Raw genomic sequence first — 16,202 nt, forward strand, 5'->3', positions numbered from 1 at the left:
GGAATAATGGTTTTCCTTTCTCCTTGATCTATAGCAATTTAAAAATTAATAGTTAGTTCACATAATATTCATCCAATAAAAAACTTTTTATTCCATACATTGTTTGCATTTGGATAAATATTCTATATTATAGAGTTGTATTCCAAATAAGAAAGGATGATGTAAGGTGAAAAAGAAGCTTATAATTGGTCTGTTAACTGTCGTTGCGTGCTTCACCCTTGGTTCTACATCTTTTGCAGCTAGTACTACTACACCAACCTCAAATAATAACTCAACGGAAAGTGTACAAGCAGTTCCCTATGCTTCGAAATATGTTACAGTACAACAAATTTTACCTAAATCTCAATACCCTACTCTCGGGGATATTCCTACTACTTTGAATTACGCAGAAAACGAATATTTTGGTGTTTTGCAGTTACTTTCAATGGATCGTCAAACAGGCTACACTTGGACAGTCACCTATGGAGGATTTATTTCTAATTAATTGAAGGAAATACACCTTTCAGGTTTTTGTTGAATCAGAAAGCTGTATTTTCATTTCCTTAAATCCTTATCTTCTACCATGTCTCGTAGCTTAGGGATGACCGTTGAAAGCTTTATATAGTTATATTGATGCTGTTTGGTGATGCCTAATTCATGTGCAATGTCTGCTTAAGCCTTATTTGCTTAGGTGAAATTTTTTCCTTTAGCTTTTAAGAAGTCATGACTGCATCCTCTTCGCTCAACAATTCATTGAGATCTGCCGATGGCTCTCGTCATTCTACTTCAATGATGGCTAATATTTGTGGTTATTTAGGTACCGGTTTAGGGGAGTTTCGATATATTAGAAGAGACAGGAGAATAAAACTACATTCCACTAAATTTAACCACATAGACATTGTAAAGAGCCTAGACAGTAATCATCTAGGCTTGTTTGTTGTAAATCCTGTTCTATATTTCAATCGTAACACCATAACCGCTTGATCCTTCCCTTCTACTTTCATGTAATAAGAGCCACCATTTTTATAAATTAATACATCAGGCATATAAGAATATGCATAATGGTAATGGTAATATTCCTGTTTCCATATCTGTCCATTCGCCAATTCATAAATATTTCCATCGTCAAGTCCTTTGAAATCATCATCTATCTTCGACTGAATTACATGTGGGTACGATATAGTTGATTATTGTATATGGAACCGGGATGTCTACGATGCCATCAGCAATGAACCAACTTGATAAGGATCAAATCTTACAACTATCCCTTTATCACTAAAGTAAAAGCCAGTTTTTACTGGATCAAAGGGATAGTTAGTAATACTAACTAACTTCATTTACAGATAACAAATTTTTTCTTTGTTTTTCAGACAGTACATATGAGATGTATGTCCGTGTATTTATTAATTTCGTTTTATTGTTAATGACATCTTTAAGATAGAGTCTATTACCTGTACTTAAATCATAATTGAATGTATCGATGCCTTGCACGTCATGTGCACCACCATAGTATTTACTATATTCAAACACGCCAGAGAGTTTGCCGTTACTATTATAAGCAGTTTTAACACTTGTTCTGTACCAACCCTCTTTACTGGTCTTTTTAATTGTAACGGATGAAGCAGCAGCATTGACAGCATATTGTTTCAATGCTTGATTTATCTTGTTAGCTACTGTTTGATTAATCCCACTTATTCTTATATAAGGCTGACCTTTGTATACAGCTTGTTCAATTTTAGCCTTACTTGAAGCTGCTTGAATGCTCGTAACAGGGCTTAGGGTATAAACAATCAAAATGATTAAAGTCAATATCCCAACAAACCTTTTCATCTTATCTCTCCATTCACACTAATACATTATTTTAAGACGTGTATTATTATATCGTTACGTTTAATGCTTTGAACAGTCATATTAAATAAAGCAACTCTACATCGCATTGATCAGGTAGATTAAAAAAGGACTTCCTATTTAGGAATTCTCTTTGTTTGTGTATTTGTGAAATTATATTGTGTCGGCTATTTCGCAGTCACGCCAAAATTGGCGGTACCCTTACAGATAACAACTCAATGGCGATTTACCTATTAGCTATCCCTGAAATTTGAGGGACAGGTACAAGATGTATCGTTGTTAATCTCACTATGTAACAAGGGGGAACGAAATTTAGTTCCATATGCAAAGGATTTCGAATATCGCGTTTCACGATAATTGAGTTTAGCTTTCATCCTTTCGATTCAGAAGGTTAGAATTACGATATGGAAATTCACCATGTCTGGATTGGCAACGCATGTCCACAATGGACACGAGTCCAACTATAGCGTTACACGGTGTCACGCTATTTTCAGAACGCAAAGTTGGCTGTGAAGAATGTATGTAAACTTGCTTCGGGATTCCCCGAACGTGGAAAGCTTTCCACATCCTTTACAACTATATAGGCAGTCCAATTTTGTATTCTCCTCATTTAAGTTAGTAGCCTAATACTGAAATTATTTAAGTATTAGTAATGGCAACAGTTAAGGCACCAATAAGGTTCCACGAAATTTTCGTAGAATCTTCTCAATGACACATTTGGATACAAAAAATCCAGCCACCGTCATATAGGGGCAACTGGATGGTAAAATTGATGTTTTATATGGAGTACTGAAGATAATGTAGAATAATTCAACTTTATTTGAAGAAGAAATAATCCAGCAAAATAAAGATTTTTAGTGAGTAACAAGTTCAACAAATATGTACGATTAAAACCTCCTCACAAGGAGGCTTTATACAGTTTTAAATATTAATAAGTAACCCATCCTGCATAAGTGACTGTCCAAGTGTAACCTGTTTGTCCATCGACTGAACTCAGCGTTAATGTTCCACGATATGGATCTACGTTATAACTAGCGGTTGTTGGAATGTCTCCAAGGGTAGGGAACTGAGATTTTGGTAAAACTATTTGCCAAGTAATATATTTAGTAGCAGCAGGAGCTACTGCACTTTCTGTTAATACATTGCTCGAATTTGATGTTACTGCTGTTGCAGCAAAAGATGTTGATCCAAGAGTGAAACACGCTACAACAGTCAACAGGCCAACTAAAAGTTTCTTTTTCATCTCTATCATCCTCTCATATTTGGGATACACGTTTATCATAGTGATTTTTTTACCATAAGTAAACAATATATTGAAATAAATGTTAATAACGGCGAATATAATGTGAACAGCTCGTTAAATTTAAAATATATCATGTGTTAAATTGATACTTCGCATGAACTTGGAATGAACATATGTTGTCCTTTGTACGCTTTCACACTTGCTTTAAGGTTGTTATTCGGGTTATGAATATGAAAGTCTCAAAGCCCCCGGAACTTTCACCTACGTTGGTTAACAATCTCCTTTGAGCAGACCTCACAGGAGTATGATGCACAGTTACATGCTTGCCCCCCCAAGAGGTCACAAATGCGGTCACAAAATTCAGTCATTTATAAGATTTTAATAGAATGAATCAGTACAGATCAGTAAATTGAAAATTGCTATGAAGGCTTGTCCCGTTTGACATTATGGCTTAAACAGCGAAAAATTTTACTATCCCAAATTCGGTACATCTTAGACGCACCACACATGATGTAACCACGGGAGTTGGAGTCGTCAACAGCGTTGTTTTAGGCAGTTTGACCTCGACTCCGATAAATGTATGTATGCTCACCCACTTGAATGGGTTCCATGTGTATCACGGTTATTACATGCACCTCCTCTTTGTTCACCCGGGTTATTTTATGCGGCATTTGCAGGCGGGTGTGGACACCCGTAGATACATTCAAAATTTTAGGACGGATCATGTATGTACAGCAAAACAGGCAATATCAAAAAGACTAGACAAAATCATTCCATCTAGTCTCTATGATCATCGTTAATGTTCTGGAGTTATGCTTTATTCAAGCTTCTTTAAATACTGTGGTGGCACCAAATCGGCAAGCCAAACACCATGGTTGGCTTTATAAAACTTCACTTGATTAGCTAATGCCTTTGCTGTGTCTACTTCGAGAATCACCAGTTCCCCACGTCTTTTGCCTGCTAAAATTGCAAACTCAAGGGATTCAGACAGATGTACATACTTTCTCCCCATTGGCTTAATTCCTTCAGCGAAAATGTTATGAATTACCTTTGTGTTTGTACCATGATAGAGGATCGTTGGTGGAATAGCTTCCTTATAATTCAATCTGCCTGCACTGTGCCCGTAATTAGCTCTTATGTACCCATTAACCATCTCATATCTTTGTTTTGGACAATGGCTTACTACTTGCTCGATATCCGACTCACTGACCGCAGACCATCTGTTCTCTGATCGTATTCCTTGAATTAGGTCTTGAATGTCACAATAACCCTCATGGTCTAGCTCAAGACCAAACTGTTCTGGTGTATGCCTCAGAATCTTACTCATAAATTTACTAAGGCTCTCTTCTTGTTTTGATGTTAGCATTGTATACTCCTTTAATAAAATATTTGTCTATCTATAATAACCTATCCAATGATACATAGCGCCTTGAGTAAAGCCCCAAACCTCCGATAAGGAAAGATGTAGCTCCAATTAAAAAACCTCTTAGACTGTATCTGTTATAAGCCTCCAATATTTTTGCAAATCCCAGCCCACAATGAAAATAACTGAAAATACCTCTTATCAAATCCATGATAAAAAATTTCCGATTCTTAAATCCCTCCTCTCTCTAATAGTTGTCCGATGAAAATAAAGATTTAGACTGGATTTGTTGCTCCTAAGCTGACTCTGAATTGCTAAATCGCCAGACTTGGAATAATAAGTTTTAGACTGACCCAAATATAAAACCAGCGGCAGTCAAGGACCTGAAAATAAAGTCCTAGACTGCCGCTGGTTTATTGAACTAACGTTCTCTGTTAGCGTAACAAGTGGTGTAAAATTATTTCATGCGATAAGACTGGCTGTTTTGATAAATTTTATTTGATACAAGATGAGGTTCTTGTCATCCGCCGTACCGATCCAGCTAGTCGCGCTGCCACGCCTCGAAGGACTTGCCACTAGGGAGCGAGAACATGCCACCCCCGTTGATATCTACAACCGTTTCGGTGCTACCGATCGGCTTGCCGTCAGTAAGAAACACCGAGGTCGATAAATTCTCCCTGAATCGCTAGGCTTCCAATCGCCTTAAATCGTTCCACCTCTATGGTTTTGCCGAAATAATTGGCTGGATCAACGTCTTCCATCAGTTCCATTCGACCATATCTGGCGTACGGGTCAGCACTTTCCGATGCGACTGTCGAGAATCCTCTCTATCGCTGGATATTCCTCGAATCTTCGTTCGATGAAACGTTGAATAACCGCCCCGTAAAGGGGCGGTTTTCTTATGCTTGCATGAATGCTTCTAACGGCTCCAGAGTCGAGAACGTCTTCTTTGCATCCTTCTTCCGTTGTTCATCATAGAGTTTGGTCAACTCTACGAATGATTCAGCTTTAATCTTCGTATAACTCGATTTGGTGTATCTGTTTATGTACGTCTTTTGCCCTTCCTCTTCAACCCACTCGTAAACGACGTCATATTTGTCCCTCAGATTCTTCAAATGAAGTGCCCGGCGCAACACTGCATAGTGTTCTTCAATGGCTTCATCGCATTCTTCCATAATCTTCTCGTATGCGCAGCCAACTCGCATCAGAATCTCTGATGCCCGTTCATCGCCGTATCTCGCGAGAAATTCCTTCAACGAAACCAGCGCATATAGCGTTATTTGTTCCTTGTCATTCGGATTCTTATATTCATAACAGCCTACAACCAAATTGCGGTCGGTCATTTCCTCCTTACTGAATTGCATCTTGAACAAATACTCGAGTGTCTTCTGCTTCATAACGGTTTCCAACATCTGTTCTTTATCAATCTTGATGCCCGTTGTCACCCACGGAAACGGTAGTTGGCCGTTACTTTCACGCGATAAGCTACCCCTAATATTTAAAATCGGTAGACCCGTAGCAATTGCGTACGACCTATTATATCCTTTGCCCACGAATATTTCCTGTTCTTCTCGCATGTGTCCTACCCCTCCTTTTAGTACCAAGTTCCATTCGGCGCGTAGTGCCTCCAGTTGTCTGCGAAGTGAATCTCCGCTCGATTCTAGCGAATTGCGATCCAAATTATCCTCCGCATTTTCCAGTAATTTCTTGGTTAAGCTATAGTTCTCCGTTCGTATTATGAGCTGTGACCTACGCTTACGGGCTTTGCCACTTCACTTCCGCTCTTCCAATCCCGCTCTGTCCATTGTCAGGCAACACTTTTATTTCCATATCTCCAGGCACTTCATGAATCTCCGTTACAATCGGTTCAGACGAACCGAGGAATAAGATCCTATAGTAAACTATTGCATATCCATAAAACTACCACTTTTTTGTGTTGGTCTCCTATTAGTTCGTCACCGCTGCTTTTCATTAACCCGCGAAGATACTTCTGGGATAAATTGTATCATATGAGAACCATAAGTCCATCTAATGGTTGCGTTGTCCTGCCCGTCTGCTAACGCCGGCTGCCAGTCTACAACTTTATTTTTCACGGTCTAATGCTTTGTTTTTCAGTCTAACACTTTATTTTCACAGAACAATAGTCTCATTAGACTATTTTGTTCTTCCCATAATTTTAAGAATGTATCATACTTCATAACATTCACGCACCTTCCGTATACTTTACCCATATCGCTAAGTTAGTAGCCTGACTGAAGACTCTCCTGTTTAAACCCGCCTCTTAATTCTTAGGTGCATGCAAATTATCTTCTTTATCAGATAAATTACTATGAAAAAACTTGCTCCCATTTTATTGTTAAAAGAGCAAGCTTATAGATATTCATTAATCGTTGTGAATTATATTGATTTAGGATTTTTATAGCACCAGTTTGGATCATAGGGCAGAGATCTGAACTTCTGCATATCTTCCCAACTGTAGACCCAATCGTAATCAGGAATCCAAAAATAGTCAGTAGGATTTAGCTTGAAATATTCATATATAAATCGAGAAATCAGTTCTTCAACACCATAAACATCTTCAATACATCCTACTTGATACAAAGACAAGCTTGAATCTAATCCACTAATATTCTCATCATGTTCATAATTAATTTCGTAATTATCAATTCTCAATATAGAATATAAACTGCTGGTTGTTTTCAGTACCCAGTGGGTTATAGGATATATTTAGAGTTGTTGAAAAAAACTGTTCATTTTTATATTTTTTATCATTCTCAAAATATAATCCAGCATCTGAATGAAAGGCAGCTACGATTGCATCTCCTAGTAATTTCTCAGGTGTATATTTTTCTCGTTCTATTAAAATAAAAGCCGAACTCCCCATCACTTAACCACTTTCTTAATTCCTCCAAGGAATTTACAACAGTTACTCCTAGTTTCTTGATATTATCTAATTTTTCTATATTGCTTTGAGATAGATTGCCCAAAGGCTTATCAATATAAAGTATAACTTTCTTCTGTTCTGCATTAAAATAAAACTTATCAGTCGTAATAGTCATGAACATCCTCAATTCAATGAAAAATACTCAATTGAGGATGGTCTAAGCTATTCATTTTTCCAGATAATAGACCCATCTGAAGATGTAATCATGCTAGGGGGGGCGTCATGGAGAGAAATTTCAATAAAGGAGCTTTTTCCTTTTTGAAACCATTTATATATGCTTCCTTCATCGTTAATCGGTTTAGATACTATCTTTTTAACTTCAACAATCGCTGCATCATATTCAATGAACTCATTATCATCTTCATCTAAATCATTGTTTGTTTCATAGATGGTGTCCCTAGTACCAACAATTTTTAATCTATTTCCCCAATGAAAAGTTAATTCTTCTTTTGGCACTGAAATAATTGCTTTAATTAAGGAATCATATCCCATATCCTTCTCCTTGGTTTAAGGCTCTTCTCGTCTTTGAATTCAATGGTACCGCTAGTGTTTCGCTATAAATTAACCATTATCCCAATTCCTTATTTCCCTATCCAGGCACAACCATCTTATCATGGATGATATTATTGTTTGCTGTATTCAAAAACTCGTGTCCTCTATTTTTGATTGACCAATTATGCAAAAAAAGCCTACTTTATTTTATTGTTAAGGGAGAAAGCTCAAAAATAAATTATTTTGTAACATTAATTATCTTTTCAGCGATTAACCGACATTCTTCAATACTTTTATCGAATTCCTTTTTAAAAGATTGAACGAATACCGAATGAATCTGCTCTGCTAATTCTTCAACAGAGTTTGTTTCCTTACTTTTTTCATGGATTCTACGTATTTCTGAATAATATTCATCTTCTAATAGAGGATATATTTCGACGGGGTTCCATTCATTAATCATTTGTACGATATCATCGTTCATTTCTATACACTCCTACTCTCCAAATAACGATTTTGATAGTGCTTTATATGCATCATCATACTTACTCTTAGGAATAACTGTAACAAGTGTCCCATCGTTAGCAACTACAGCAGCACCTTCTTTTGAAAAAAACAAATGCTTACTACCATTATTCTGGGAAAGGGTCTTCCCATTCTCCACCCAAGAATCTGCCATTTCTTTGGTTACGCCTCGCTCCTGCATTCTTTCTAAAGCATGATTAGAAGAATTAGACCAATCTATTTGTGTCCCCGGATTTTCAACTAATGTCCCTGACTTGCCAAAAGTGTCACCAATCTGTGCAGTTTCACCGTTTCCTTGTGTATGAGGTACACTTTCTGCCTTAGCTCCCGAAGAAGGGGTAGATTTTGATGAGCCTCCACCTTCTCCTTTCGCCATCTGCCACAATTCCGCTGAGCTTTTCCCTATTCCACTTGCACCTTTAAATGCGGTGGTACTTCCATGCGCTGCCAAAGCTGCAGATCCAATTAATCCTGGTACTCCAACGATACTCCCTACACCTGTAGATGAAACTGCAACTGATAATCCTTCTCCACCTAGTCCAGCTACTACCTCACCGGCGCCCTGCAATGTCGTAGCTACGTGACCGAGAATTTCGCCTACTTTAGCTGCCATGGGATGATCATAATCCCGTTCTTTATCAGGCAGTATCCCTAAGGTTAAATCTTCTTGAATAGCACCTTTTGCTCCCTGTGCAGTATCCCAGAAAATTTCTCCTTGTAGCTTGCTAGCTTCCAGTTGGGCTTCGGCCTTGGTGATCTCCGCTTTTCCAATCTGTTCAAAAATTTTATGTAACCAACCTTCACCGCTGGATGCTATTTTGATAGGTACACCATTCCCTGGCACATCTAATACGACTTTTTCCCCGTCTACCTGTGTGAAGTTATTTGAAATAAAGATGAGTTCTTGTGCAACCGTAGAAAGTCGTTCAAGCGTTACACTCATGGATTGTCGAGAAACCTGAAATTCCTGAAAAAATCTTTCTCGGGTAGCCCCTGACCAGCCTTGTTGCACAAAATCAATTTGTCCGCTCAAAGAATTCAGCATACGTTCCATTTCATGCTTTCCGTGTAAGAACTGATCAGCCACTTCCATCAATTTGTCAGGTGGAACTAAAATTCTCCCCATTCTACCACGCCCACTTTAATTTTGATGGAAATAATCTTATCAGAAGGGGTGATTTAGGAAAATCCATCTACTATCCTGTTATTTCCTTTTAATCCATATGACGTTTGAACTGAAATAAACAATTCTATTATGTCTTAAGTATCACACTCCCTTGTTATAAGTTATTTGAATCAATGAGCAGCACTGTTAGCTTTCAAATCTCGAACAACCATACCCTGTAACTCAGGAATCAATGTCAGGTGTAGTTTTGAATTTAAAAGCATTTTATTTGCAATTGGAATGGTGGGATCAGCTTATTCTTCATCTTCATTAACTGCTTTAATCAGTTCTCCATAGACTGCCTTCGTGTTAGCAGATGCATGTTCTTTAAAATGTGTAAACAACCTCATACATCTGATTGCTTGTATTCTATTATTAGCTTCAGCAGACTTTTCCAAACAGCTGAACAAAAATGTGAATCCTTCCGAAAACCTCCCCTTACGCAAAAGATAGATCGCCAATTCCCTTGAGAAATGAGTGTATCGCTCTGTTGTGAATCGTTGAGTATACAATCCTTCAACTTTTTTCTGCTCCAGAAAGGAGATGATTTCTTCTTCGAATTGATTTAAAATATTATCTACATCAAAATGGTATCGGTTAGCTGCCTCAAGAATATTATCAAGTGCGGGAAGAATCTCATCTTTTCTTGAAGAAATATAAGCTACATAATCAGGTAGAACGCTCTTATCACCAGAAAGAAGCTTATTTAAGTACGTATTTACTACCGCCCAGTCTTCATACTTTTTTTTCCATTTCAAAGTAGTTTCATCAGTAGCATTGACCCAACTCAAATCGGAATAAGCATAAGTGTGCTGAAGTGCTTGCTCATAGTCTTTCCTTCCTTCACAAGCTTCTGCCCGAAGCAAATGCGAGAATGCCCAATACGCAAACAAAGGAAATTTGGGTTTCTTCGAATTGTCTTTATTCATATGATGCCGTTTTTTTTGTTCCAAATTGTATTGAATCTTAGCCTTATCTCCAAGTGCTTTAGCGAATAATTCTAATTTGTCCCATTTTCGTAACGAGCGGTATGTATTCGCCAAGTCTTTTAATGCCTCTAACTGATCTATCTCATCTAACCGTTCAACGTAAGGTTCAAATTGAACTGCTGCATCATAGTTTTTCTCTTGATCGTCTCCAATACGAATTGTAAACAATCGATATTGGCAAACGGCCAATCGTTCTGAATATTGATACTTTTCCCCTTCTGCCACATTTTCATAAAGGAATGCCGCTGCTTCAGTAAAACCTTTTTTATAAGAATCCTCGGCTACTTCAAAAAGTGAAGGAAGATAAATAGGATTATCTAGCAACATACCTACAACTCTTCGCAAGCAATCAAGTCGCCCTAACTCCACACAACGGTACAAAAAAGGACTAATCCTTCGCCAGTTGAGCGGTTCTTCTTCAATACATTCATCAATATAACGTTCATAAAAATAATCCGGTGGTAAATTCATTCCCATAGTGATGCGATCTAGCTGGTGAACAGAAATAGATCGGTTGCCCGTCACAATGCCGCTAACTGTACCTACATTCAAATCAATCATGTGACCAAACTCGGTCATGGTTAAACTTTTCCGTATCAGATAGGTTTGAACTTCTGCTCTAATCGTAGGTATGATCTCCATAGATAAACCACCCTTTCAACGTAAACTCGGCATACAATACATAATACATTTTTGCACTTTTTACATATATTTCTCAAAAGGAGATTTTCTCATATTGCTTATATACCGCAAAACACGCAATAAAAAGGCTAGACGGATAACTCCATCTAACCTGTTCCCTTATCCATTTGGTTTATACTCTGTACCTTTTAAGTGCTTTAAATATCATGCATCTTTTTCCTGTTAAGAATGATTACATTTCGCCATGGTGACTCGGTTGATAGCCATATTCTTGATCATGAAAAAGTAAAGGGGCAGTAACTATCGCTACTAACATAAAGCTGGTTGCTAAAAAGGTCAGAATTATTTTACGCTTCATCTTGATCCACCTCATTAATCAAATTTCTGTAAGCTGTCTTCGTCTCAAATGATGAATGCTCTTGATAAGACTCAAAAAGCCTCATACATTTAATTATATATGATTTATTATTGATTAATGTAGATTTTTCCAAACAACTTAATAAAAATTTAAAACCATCAGAGAATCTTCCTTTAGTCAAAAAGTAGACTGATAATTCCTTAGAAAAATGTATAAAACGCTCTGTTATGAATCTTTGAGTATAAAAGCCTTCGATTTTTTGTTGTTCTAAATAAGATGAAATGTCCTCCTTGAATTGCTCTAAAATATCATCTACATCAAATTGGTATCGATTAGCCGCCTCCAGGATATTATCAAGTGCGGGAAGAACCTCATCTTTCCTTGAAGAAATATAAGCTACATACTCGGGAAGTACGCTCTCTTCGCCTGAAAGAAGCTTATTTACATAAGTATTTACTACCGCCCAATCCTCATATTTATTTTTCCATTTCAATGTTTCTTCATCTGTATCCAAAACCCAGCTTAAATCTGCATATTTTTTGATATGATGAAGTCCCTTTTCATAGTCTTTCCTCTCGTCATATGCTTGTGCACGAAGTAAATGAGAAAAAGCCCAATAAGCAAACAGAGGAAAGCTTGGTTTCTTTGCATTTTCTTTTTTGGATGGATGGCGTTCTTGCTCCAGTTTATATTGAATTTTTGCCTTGTCTCCCAGAGCTTTAGCGAATAATTCTACTTTGTCCCATTTTCGTAACGAACGGTATGTATTCGCCAGATCTTTTAATGCATCTAACTGTTCTATCTCATCTAGTCGATCAACGTATATTTCAAATTGAACGGCTGCTTCATAGTTTTTCTCTTGATTATCTCCTTGCCTAGTATGGAACAAACGGTACTGACACATAGCCAGACGTTCCGAATATTGCTTTTTTTCACTTATAGCCACATTTTCATAAAGTATGGTTGCCGCTTGATACATTTTTTCATGAAATAATTCTTCGGCAAGCTCAAATAAAGATTCTGAATAGCCTAACTTATCCATCAATAAATTAACCACATCATGAATGCAGTCCAATTTATTGAGTCTCGCACAATTATGTATAAAAGGACTCATTCGACGCCAATTCGGATTAGCCTCTGCTAAATACTCAGACACGTAGCGTTCATAGTAATAACCAACGGGATAGCCCATCGCTTGTGTAATTCGGTCTAACTGATCGACTGAAAGTGTGCGGTTCCCATTAATAATACTGCTCATGGTGCCCGGATTCATTTCGGCTGCTCTAGCTAAATCACTTAGGATTAAATCATGATCTCTCATATGTTTTGCTATCTCTGTGAGTATCGTGGTTGTTGTGTTGTACAAAGTAACCACCCCTTGTCAGGAACTTAGTAGGATATCAGCTCATTAAAAAAGGACTATTGCAATCCAATGATTGTATAGCCTTTCCGCAATTCATTGTACCATCTTTTGGAACAATATCATATACCTTTCAGAACCTTACTTAAGATACCTTTGAAGGGTTTGCAAAGAAAATTAAGCTCTACAAATCCTGAGACATACGAATCATATCTCTACACTGTATGCCATTCTCATAAATTTCTTCTACATAGTTATGTCTGACAAAGAAATCTAGATCTACACCTACAATTCTGAAACCACATTTTTGGTAGAGAGCTAACTGTCCAATGCTAGAGTTTCCTGTACCAATTTCTAATGTTTTATAGCCTTGTATCCGGGCTGTTTCAATCGCATGTGTCATTAATTGTCTGCCAATCCCCTTACCATGCATGACTTCCGATACTGCAATATTCACCACCTCAATTGTTTCAGGTCTTGTAGGTAAAAGAACATAGACTCCCACAATTTGATGGTCAATTTCTGCTACATAACACTGCCCTCTTTTCAAATATTCCTCAACAAGTTTGCGCGAAGGATCAGCTAGTAACAAGAGCTCTAACGGATAATTTTCATTTGAATTTAGCAATCTAATATTCATCTATTCTCTCCTATATGTATGGTAATCCCCGGATTTTCCTCTTATTGATCTATTCTAGAAATCCAGGGTGGTGGCGATGAGATGAAGCCTTAACTCAGGTTGATCTCAATTCATACGACCCATTATGAAGCGAAAGACGGGCAGAGCATATACCTTCAAACAAGACACGGATGCTGAACACGGTCGGAAGCCTATCATCAGGAAACCAGGGACGTTGCTTGTCTGTAACAATAAAGGAACCTTCCACATCCCCTAGCGGTACAAATTTCTGTCCAGCCCCTCCCCATGAATTAAGTTGGAACGTTTCGGTAATTATTCTAGAACCCTCTGGGACATCATCGACCGGAAGACCAATCTCGCTTATACGAAGTATCGAGTGAGATCCGAGAGCTTCAGCGACTGCATTATCAAGTGTATGGTGAGCAATGAATTCAACGAGGTTTTGATCCGGATCATAGAAGTAAAACGCGGTTGCATTCCAGTTTTCGAAAAAAAACTCATCTTCTTGGTGCCTTGAAATCAACGAAATTCCTCGGTTGATAGCCCACTGTTTGGCTTCTATAAATTTATTTGTTGGAATCGTAAAGGCAATATGGTAAAATTCATTTTCCATATGGGAGGATTCCTGAAAAGCAAGCACCGATTCACCTACTTGAAACGACAACCGCGAAGGTCCCTCCTCTACAACCTGCAAATCCAGGAGAGAACCGTAAAAAATCTTCATCGCTTCGAAGCTGTGTGTACCTAAGAACACTTCTTTTAATTTCAAAGCAATCGTCCTCCTCAAATGTAAAAGATAAGCCCATAACATTGGTTATTGGCTATCTTTTAATTCGCTCAAAAGTTTGGCATTCACATCCAACGATTTAAACCGATGTAATATATCCTGTTCATCCAGAGCTTTACTTTTCGCCATTTCGAAATAAAGCTTGGGCTGATCCCGAAATGCCCGTGCACTCCCAATCGAGTATGCTTTCTTGAGATATTCATGAGCTAATAGGGGCTTGCACTGAAGAAGAAGCGTTTCCGCCATTAAAATGTAAGGCTCTGCATGTATAATTCGGTACCCTGAACCTTCCAAATCTAAAATTTCGTCATTTAAAAGCTCTACTGATCGCTCCATATGACTGTTATAGTTGAGTATTTGAACATACTGATGCAAGGTTACACCTGTAATGCCCCATGTATGCTTTGGCTCAGGGATTAGATCCCAAGCCTTCTGTGCCTTTTCCTCGGCCATACCGCTATCTATGGGGAGTGTAAGAGTTGCTTCCTCTCCAAGAGCCCAAATCACTTCTTCCAATTGAGCCTCCAGATCGTGATACATTCGAATATCCATCAGATTCCTCCCCATAAATAATGTAATTTCAACACATAGAGATGTCTACTCCTTCATTACGATTAACGAAAGCGCTTAATTAAGGATACCACTCCCCAGATAAGCAACGCCAAGATCCCGTTTGCCTCTCCATATTTTAACGCACGTTGACTTCCGTTGCATTTGATTTGAACATTTTTATTTTTATGATAATCAATAAAAATGCTAGCAGTGCAAACATCATTCCGCTCCAGATGAGCTGGTGTATTCCCAAGGGAGAGATAAACCACCCACCCATAGCAGCCCCTATCGTAATACCGAGATTAGAAAATGAGACAAATAGGCTATTACCGAACTCTGGAGCTTCTTTCGCTTCAGTGGTTAACCATGCTTGGCTAATAATTAGCCCTCCGGAATGTACAGCTCCCCAAATGAGCACAACCACAATCATCAGTAGGAAAGAAGTACCCAGAGCATAAGTGAGTACGTAAATGACCATATATAGCAACGGGAACGTGATGACAGTCTTTGTCAGATTTTTATGTAGTAATCCCCCAAATAAAAAGTTCCCAAAAATCATAACGATTCCAAAGACCATCAGCATCATACTGATCCATGACCCGTTCATACGGGTTATTTCTCCAAGATATTCAGCAAAATAGCTATACACTGAAAACATAGCTGCAAAGATAAAAATAACTGACATAATATTGAACCATAATTGAGGCTTGCGTAATACACTTAGCTGTTTGCCATAAGACATTTTTTCCTGAACAGGTAGAGAAGGAAGCCATATGAGGATTCCTACAAATGCAATCATGCTTACGACAGCTCCAAACCAGAAAGCAGCTTCTAACGCTATTTTCTCAGCAAGATAAGAAGTCAAGGGTACGCCAAAAGCAAATCCCACCGTGATTCCGGCGAAAACCTTGGTGACGGCTTTACTGCTCTTTTCAGGGGGAACAAGATTAGATGCGGTCACGAGGGCAACTGAAAAAAAGACAGGATGAAATATTGCAGGAAGAACACGAAAAATGAGCATGACCTCAAAATGAGTAGTATAGGCATAGACAAGATTTGAAATAACAAAACTGAATACTGATATTAATAGAATAACTTTACGATTCATGCCAGAAACGAGTAAGGTCAAAAACGGTCCTGAAATCGCAACAACGAAAGAAAATATACTGACGAGCCAACCAGCTTGGGAAGCTGATATATTGAATTTTTGAGTGACTTGGGGAAGAACGCCTATAATCCCCATTTCCGTTGTAATAATGCCGAACACGCCCAAAGCTAGAATGATAATAAGTAACGGGTTAACCTTTTTCATATTTAA

17 protein-coding genes are annotated in these 16,202 nt (G+C 38.0%); 1 reads left to right on the plus strand and 16 read right to left on the minus strand.

Annotated features, from left to right (window positions below):
- The first annotated feature begins 166 nt into the window (after positions 1 to 166).
- A complete protein-coding gene (locus ACXHJ1_RS23895) occupies positions 167 to 484 on the plus strand; it encodes a hypothetical protein (protein WP_107735297.1) in 318 nt (105 codons plus the stop codon).
- Between the two features lie 818 nt (positions 485 to 1,302).
- Here ACXHJ1_RS23895 and ACXHJ1_RS23900 read toward each other — a convergent pair.
- The 16 genes from ACXHJ1_RS23900 to ACXHJ1_RS23975 all read right to left on the minus strand — a co-directional run bounded on the left by ACXHJ1_RS23900 (position 1,303) and on the right by ACXHJ1_RS23975 (position 16,196).
- Positions 1,303 to 1,809 (minus strand): PdaC/SigV domain-containing protein, encoded by a 507-nt coding sequence (locus tag ACXHJ1_RS23900; protein ID WP_107735299.1) that lies wholly within the window; start codon positions 1,807 to 1,809, stop codon positions 1,303 to 1,305.
- 946 nt (positions 1,810 to 2,755) lie between these two features.
- Positions 2,756 to 3,070, minus strand: a complete 315-nt coding sequence (locus ACXHJ1_RS23905) for a hypothetical protein (RefSeq protein ID WP_243208126.1) — start codon at positions 3,068 to 3,070, stop codon at positions 2,756 to 2,758.
- Between the two features lie 817 nt (positions 3,071 to 3,887).
- The gene (locus ACXHJ1_RS23910) at positions 3,888 to 4,436 is read right to left on the minus strand and encodes an RNA 2'-phosphotransferase (RefSeq protein ID WP_457905326.1); all 549 of its coding nucleotides are present in this window, start codon (positions 4,434 to 4,436) and stop codon (positions 3,888 to 3,890) included.
- A 641-nt stretch (positions 4,437 to 5,077) separates the two neighbouring features.
- Positions 5,078 to 5,203, minus strand: a complete 126-nt coding sequence (locus ACXHJ1_RS23915) for a hypothetical protein (protein ID WP_016820444.1) — start codon at positions 5,201 to 5,203, stop codon at positions 5,078 to 5,080.
- A 129-nt stretch (positions 5,204 to 5,332) separates the two neighbouring features.
- Positions 5,333 to 6,112 (minus strand): hypothetical protein, encoded by a 780-nt coding sequence (locus ACXHJ1_RS23920; RefSeq protein ID WP_230681843.1) that lies wholly within the window; start codon positions 6,110 to 6,112, stop codon positions 5,333 to 5,335.
- 983 nt (positions 6,113 to 7,095) lie between these two features.
- On the minus strand, positions 7,096 to 7,317 hold the full coding sequence (locus tag ACXHJ1_RS23925; RefSeq protein ID WP_243208123.1) for a hypothetical protein: 222 nt from the start codon (positions 7,315 to 7,317) through the stop codon (positions 7,096 to 7,098).
- Between the two features lie 222 nt (positions 7,318 to 7,539).
- Positions 7,540 to 7,869, minus strand: coding sequence for a hypothetical protein (locus ACXHJ1_RS23930; protein ID WP_457905327.1), 330 nt, complete (start codon positions 7,867 to 7,869; stop codon positions 7,540 to 7,542).
- Between the two features lie 238 nt (positions 7,870 to 8,107).
- Positions 8,108 to 8,350 carry a DUF1871 family protein gene (locus tag ACXHJ1_RS23935; RefSeq protein ID WP_025364491.1) on the minus strand — a complete coding sequence of 81 codons (243 nt, stop codon included), beginning with the start codon at positions 8,348 to 8,350 and terminating at the stop codon, positions 8,108 to 8,110.
- Between the two features lie 12 nt (positions 8,351 to 8,362).
- Positions 8,363 to 9,517 carry a WXG100 family type VII secretion target gene (locus ACXHJ1_RS23940; RefSeq protein WP_457905328.1) on the minus strand — a complete coding sequence of 385 codons (1,155 nt, stop codon included), beginning with the start codon at positions 9,515 to 9,517 and terminating at the stop codon, positions 8,363 to 8,365.
- 293 nt (positions 9,518 to 9,810) lie between these two features.
- Positions 9,811 to 11,187, minus strand: a complete 1,377-nt coding sequence (locus ACXHJ1_RS23945; protein ID WP_107733898.1) for a helix-turn-helix domain-containing protein — start codon at positions 11,185 to 11,187, stop codon at positions 9,811 to 9,813.
- 232 nt (positions 11,188 to 11,419) lie between these two features.
- Positions 11,420 to 11,545: a hypothetical protein gene (locus tag ACXHJ1_RS23950; protein WP_258196274.1), complete on the minus strand. Its 126-nt coding sequence runs from the start codon at positions 11,543 to 11,545 to the stop codon at positions 11,420 to 11,422.
- Entirely contained in the window at positions 11,535 to 12,866 is a 1,332-nt protein-coding gene (locus ACXHJ1_RS23955; RefSeq protein ID WP_016820450.1) for a helix-turn-helix domain-containing protein, read from the minus strand. Before ACXHJ1_RS23955 ends, ACXHJ1_RS23950 begins: the two co-directional genes overlap by 11 nt.
- A gap of 223 nt (positions 12,867 to 13,089) precedes the next feature.
- The gene (locus ACXHJ1_RS23960; RefSeq protein WP_457905329.1) at positions 13,090 to 13,545 is read right to left on the minus strand and encodes an N-acetyltransferase family protein; all 456 of its coding nucleotides are present in this window, start codon (positions 13,543 to 13,545) and stop codon (positions 13,090 to 13,092) included.
- Between the two features lie 94 nt (positions 13,546 to 13,639).
- Positions 13,640 to 14,314 carry a VOC family protein gene (locus ACXHJ1_RS23965; protein WP_457905330.1) on the minus strand — a complete coding sequence of 225 codons (675 nt, stop codon included), beginning with the start codon at positions 14,312 to 14,314 and terminating at the stop codon, positions 13,640 to 13,642.
- A 45-nt stretch (positions 14,315 to 14,359) separates the two neighbouring features.
- Positions 14,360 to 14,884 (minus strand): hypothetical protein, encoded by a 525-nt coding sequence (locus tag ACXHJ1_RS23970; RefSeq protein WP_107733901.1) that lies wholly within the window; start codon positions 14,882 to 14,884, stop codon positions 14,360 to 14,362.
- Between the two features lie 136 nt (positions 14,885 to 15,020).
- Entirely contained in the window at positions 15,021 to 16,196 is a 1,176-nt protein-coding gene (locus ACXHJ1_RS23975) for an MFS transporter (RefSeq protein ID WP_457905331.1), read from the minus strand.
- Between the last annotated feature and the right edge of the window lie 6 nt (positions 16,197 to 16,202).

Source organism: Paenibacillus sp. ALE2 (genome assembly GCF_054113385.1).

Excerpts from the sequence above, each read along its gene's own strand:
- ACXHJ1_RS23900 (WP_107735299.1), bottom strand. The coding sequence starts at position 1,809 with ATGAAAAGGTTTGTTGGGATATTGACTTTAATCATTTTGATTGTTTAT.
- ACXHJ1_RS23905 (WP_243208126.1), bottom strand. The coding sequence starts at position 3,070 with ATGAAAAAGAAACTTTTAGTTGGCCTGTTGACTGTTGTAGCGTGTTTC.
- ACXHJ1_RS23910 (WP_457905326.1), bottom strand. The coding sequence starts at position 4,436 with ATGCTAACATCAAAACAAGAAGAGAGCCTTAGTAAATTTATGAGTAAG.
- ACXHJ1_RS23915 (WP_016820444.1), bottom strand. The coding sequence starts at position 5,203 with ATGGAACTGATGGAAGACGTTGATCCAGCCAATTATTTCGGCAAAACC.
- ACXHJ1_RS23925 (WP_243208123.1), bottom strand. The coding sequence starts at position 7,317 with ATGGGGAGTTCGGCTTTTATTTTAATAGAACGAGAAAAATATACACCT.
- ACXHJ1_RS23930 (WP_457905327.1), bottom strand. The coding sequence starts at position 7,869 with ATGGGATATGATTCCTTAATTAAAGCAATTATTTCAGTGCCAAAAGAA.
- ACXHJ1_RS23935 (WP_025364491.1), bottom strand. The coding sequence starts at position 8,350 with ATGAACGATGATATCGTACAAATGATTAATGAATGGAACCCCGTCGAA.
- ACXHJ1_RS23940 (WP_457905328.1), bottom strand. The coding sequence starts at position 9,517 with ATGGGGAGAATTTTAGTTCCACCTGACAAATTGATGGAAGTGGCTGAT.
- ACXHJ1_RS23945 (WP_107733898.1), bottom strand. The coding sequence starts at position 11,187 with ATGGAGATCATACCTACGATTAGAGCAGAAGTTCAAACCTATCTGATA.
- ACXHJ1_RS23950 (WP_258196274.1), bottom strand. The coding sequence starts at position 11,545 with ATGAAGCGTAAAATAATTCTGACCTTTTTAGCAACCAGCTTTATGTTA.
- ACXHJ1_RS23955 (WP_016820450.1), bottom strand. The coding sequence starts at position 12,866 with ATGAGAGATCATGATTTAATCCTAAGTGATTTAGCTAGAGCAGCCGAA.
- ACXHJ1_RS23960 (WP_457905329.1), bottom strand. The coding sequence starts at position 13,545 with ATGAATATTAGATTGCTAAATTCAAATGAAAATTATCCGTTAGAGCTC.
- ACXHJ1_RS23970 (WP_107733901.1), bottom strand. The coding sequence starts at position 14,884 with ATGGATATTCGAATGTATCACGATCTGGAGGCTCAATTGGAAGAAGTG.
- ACXHJ1_RS23975 (WP_457905331.1), bottom strand. The coding sequence starts at position 16,196 with ATGAAAAAGGTTAACCCGTTACTTATTATCATTCTAGCTTTGGGCGTG.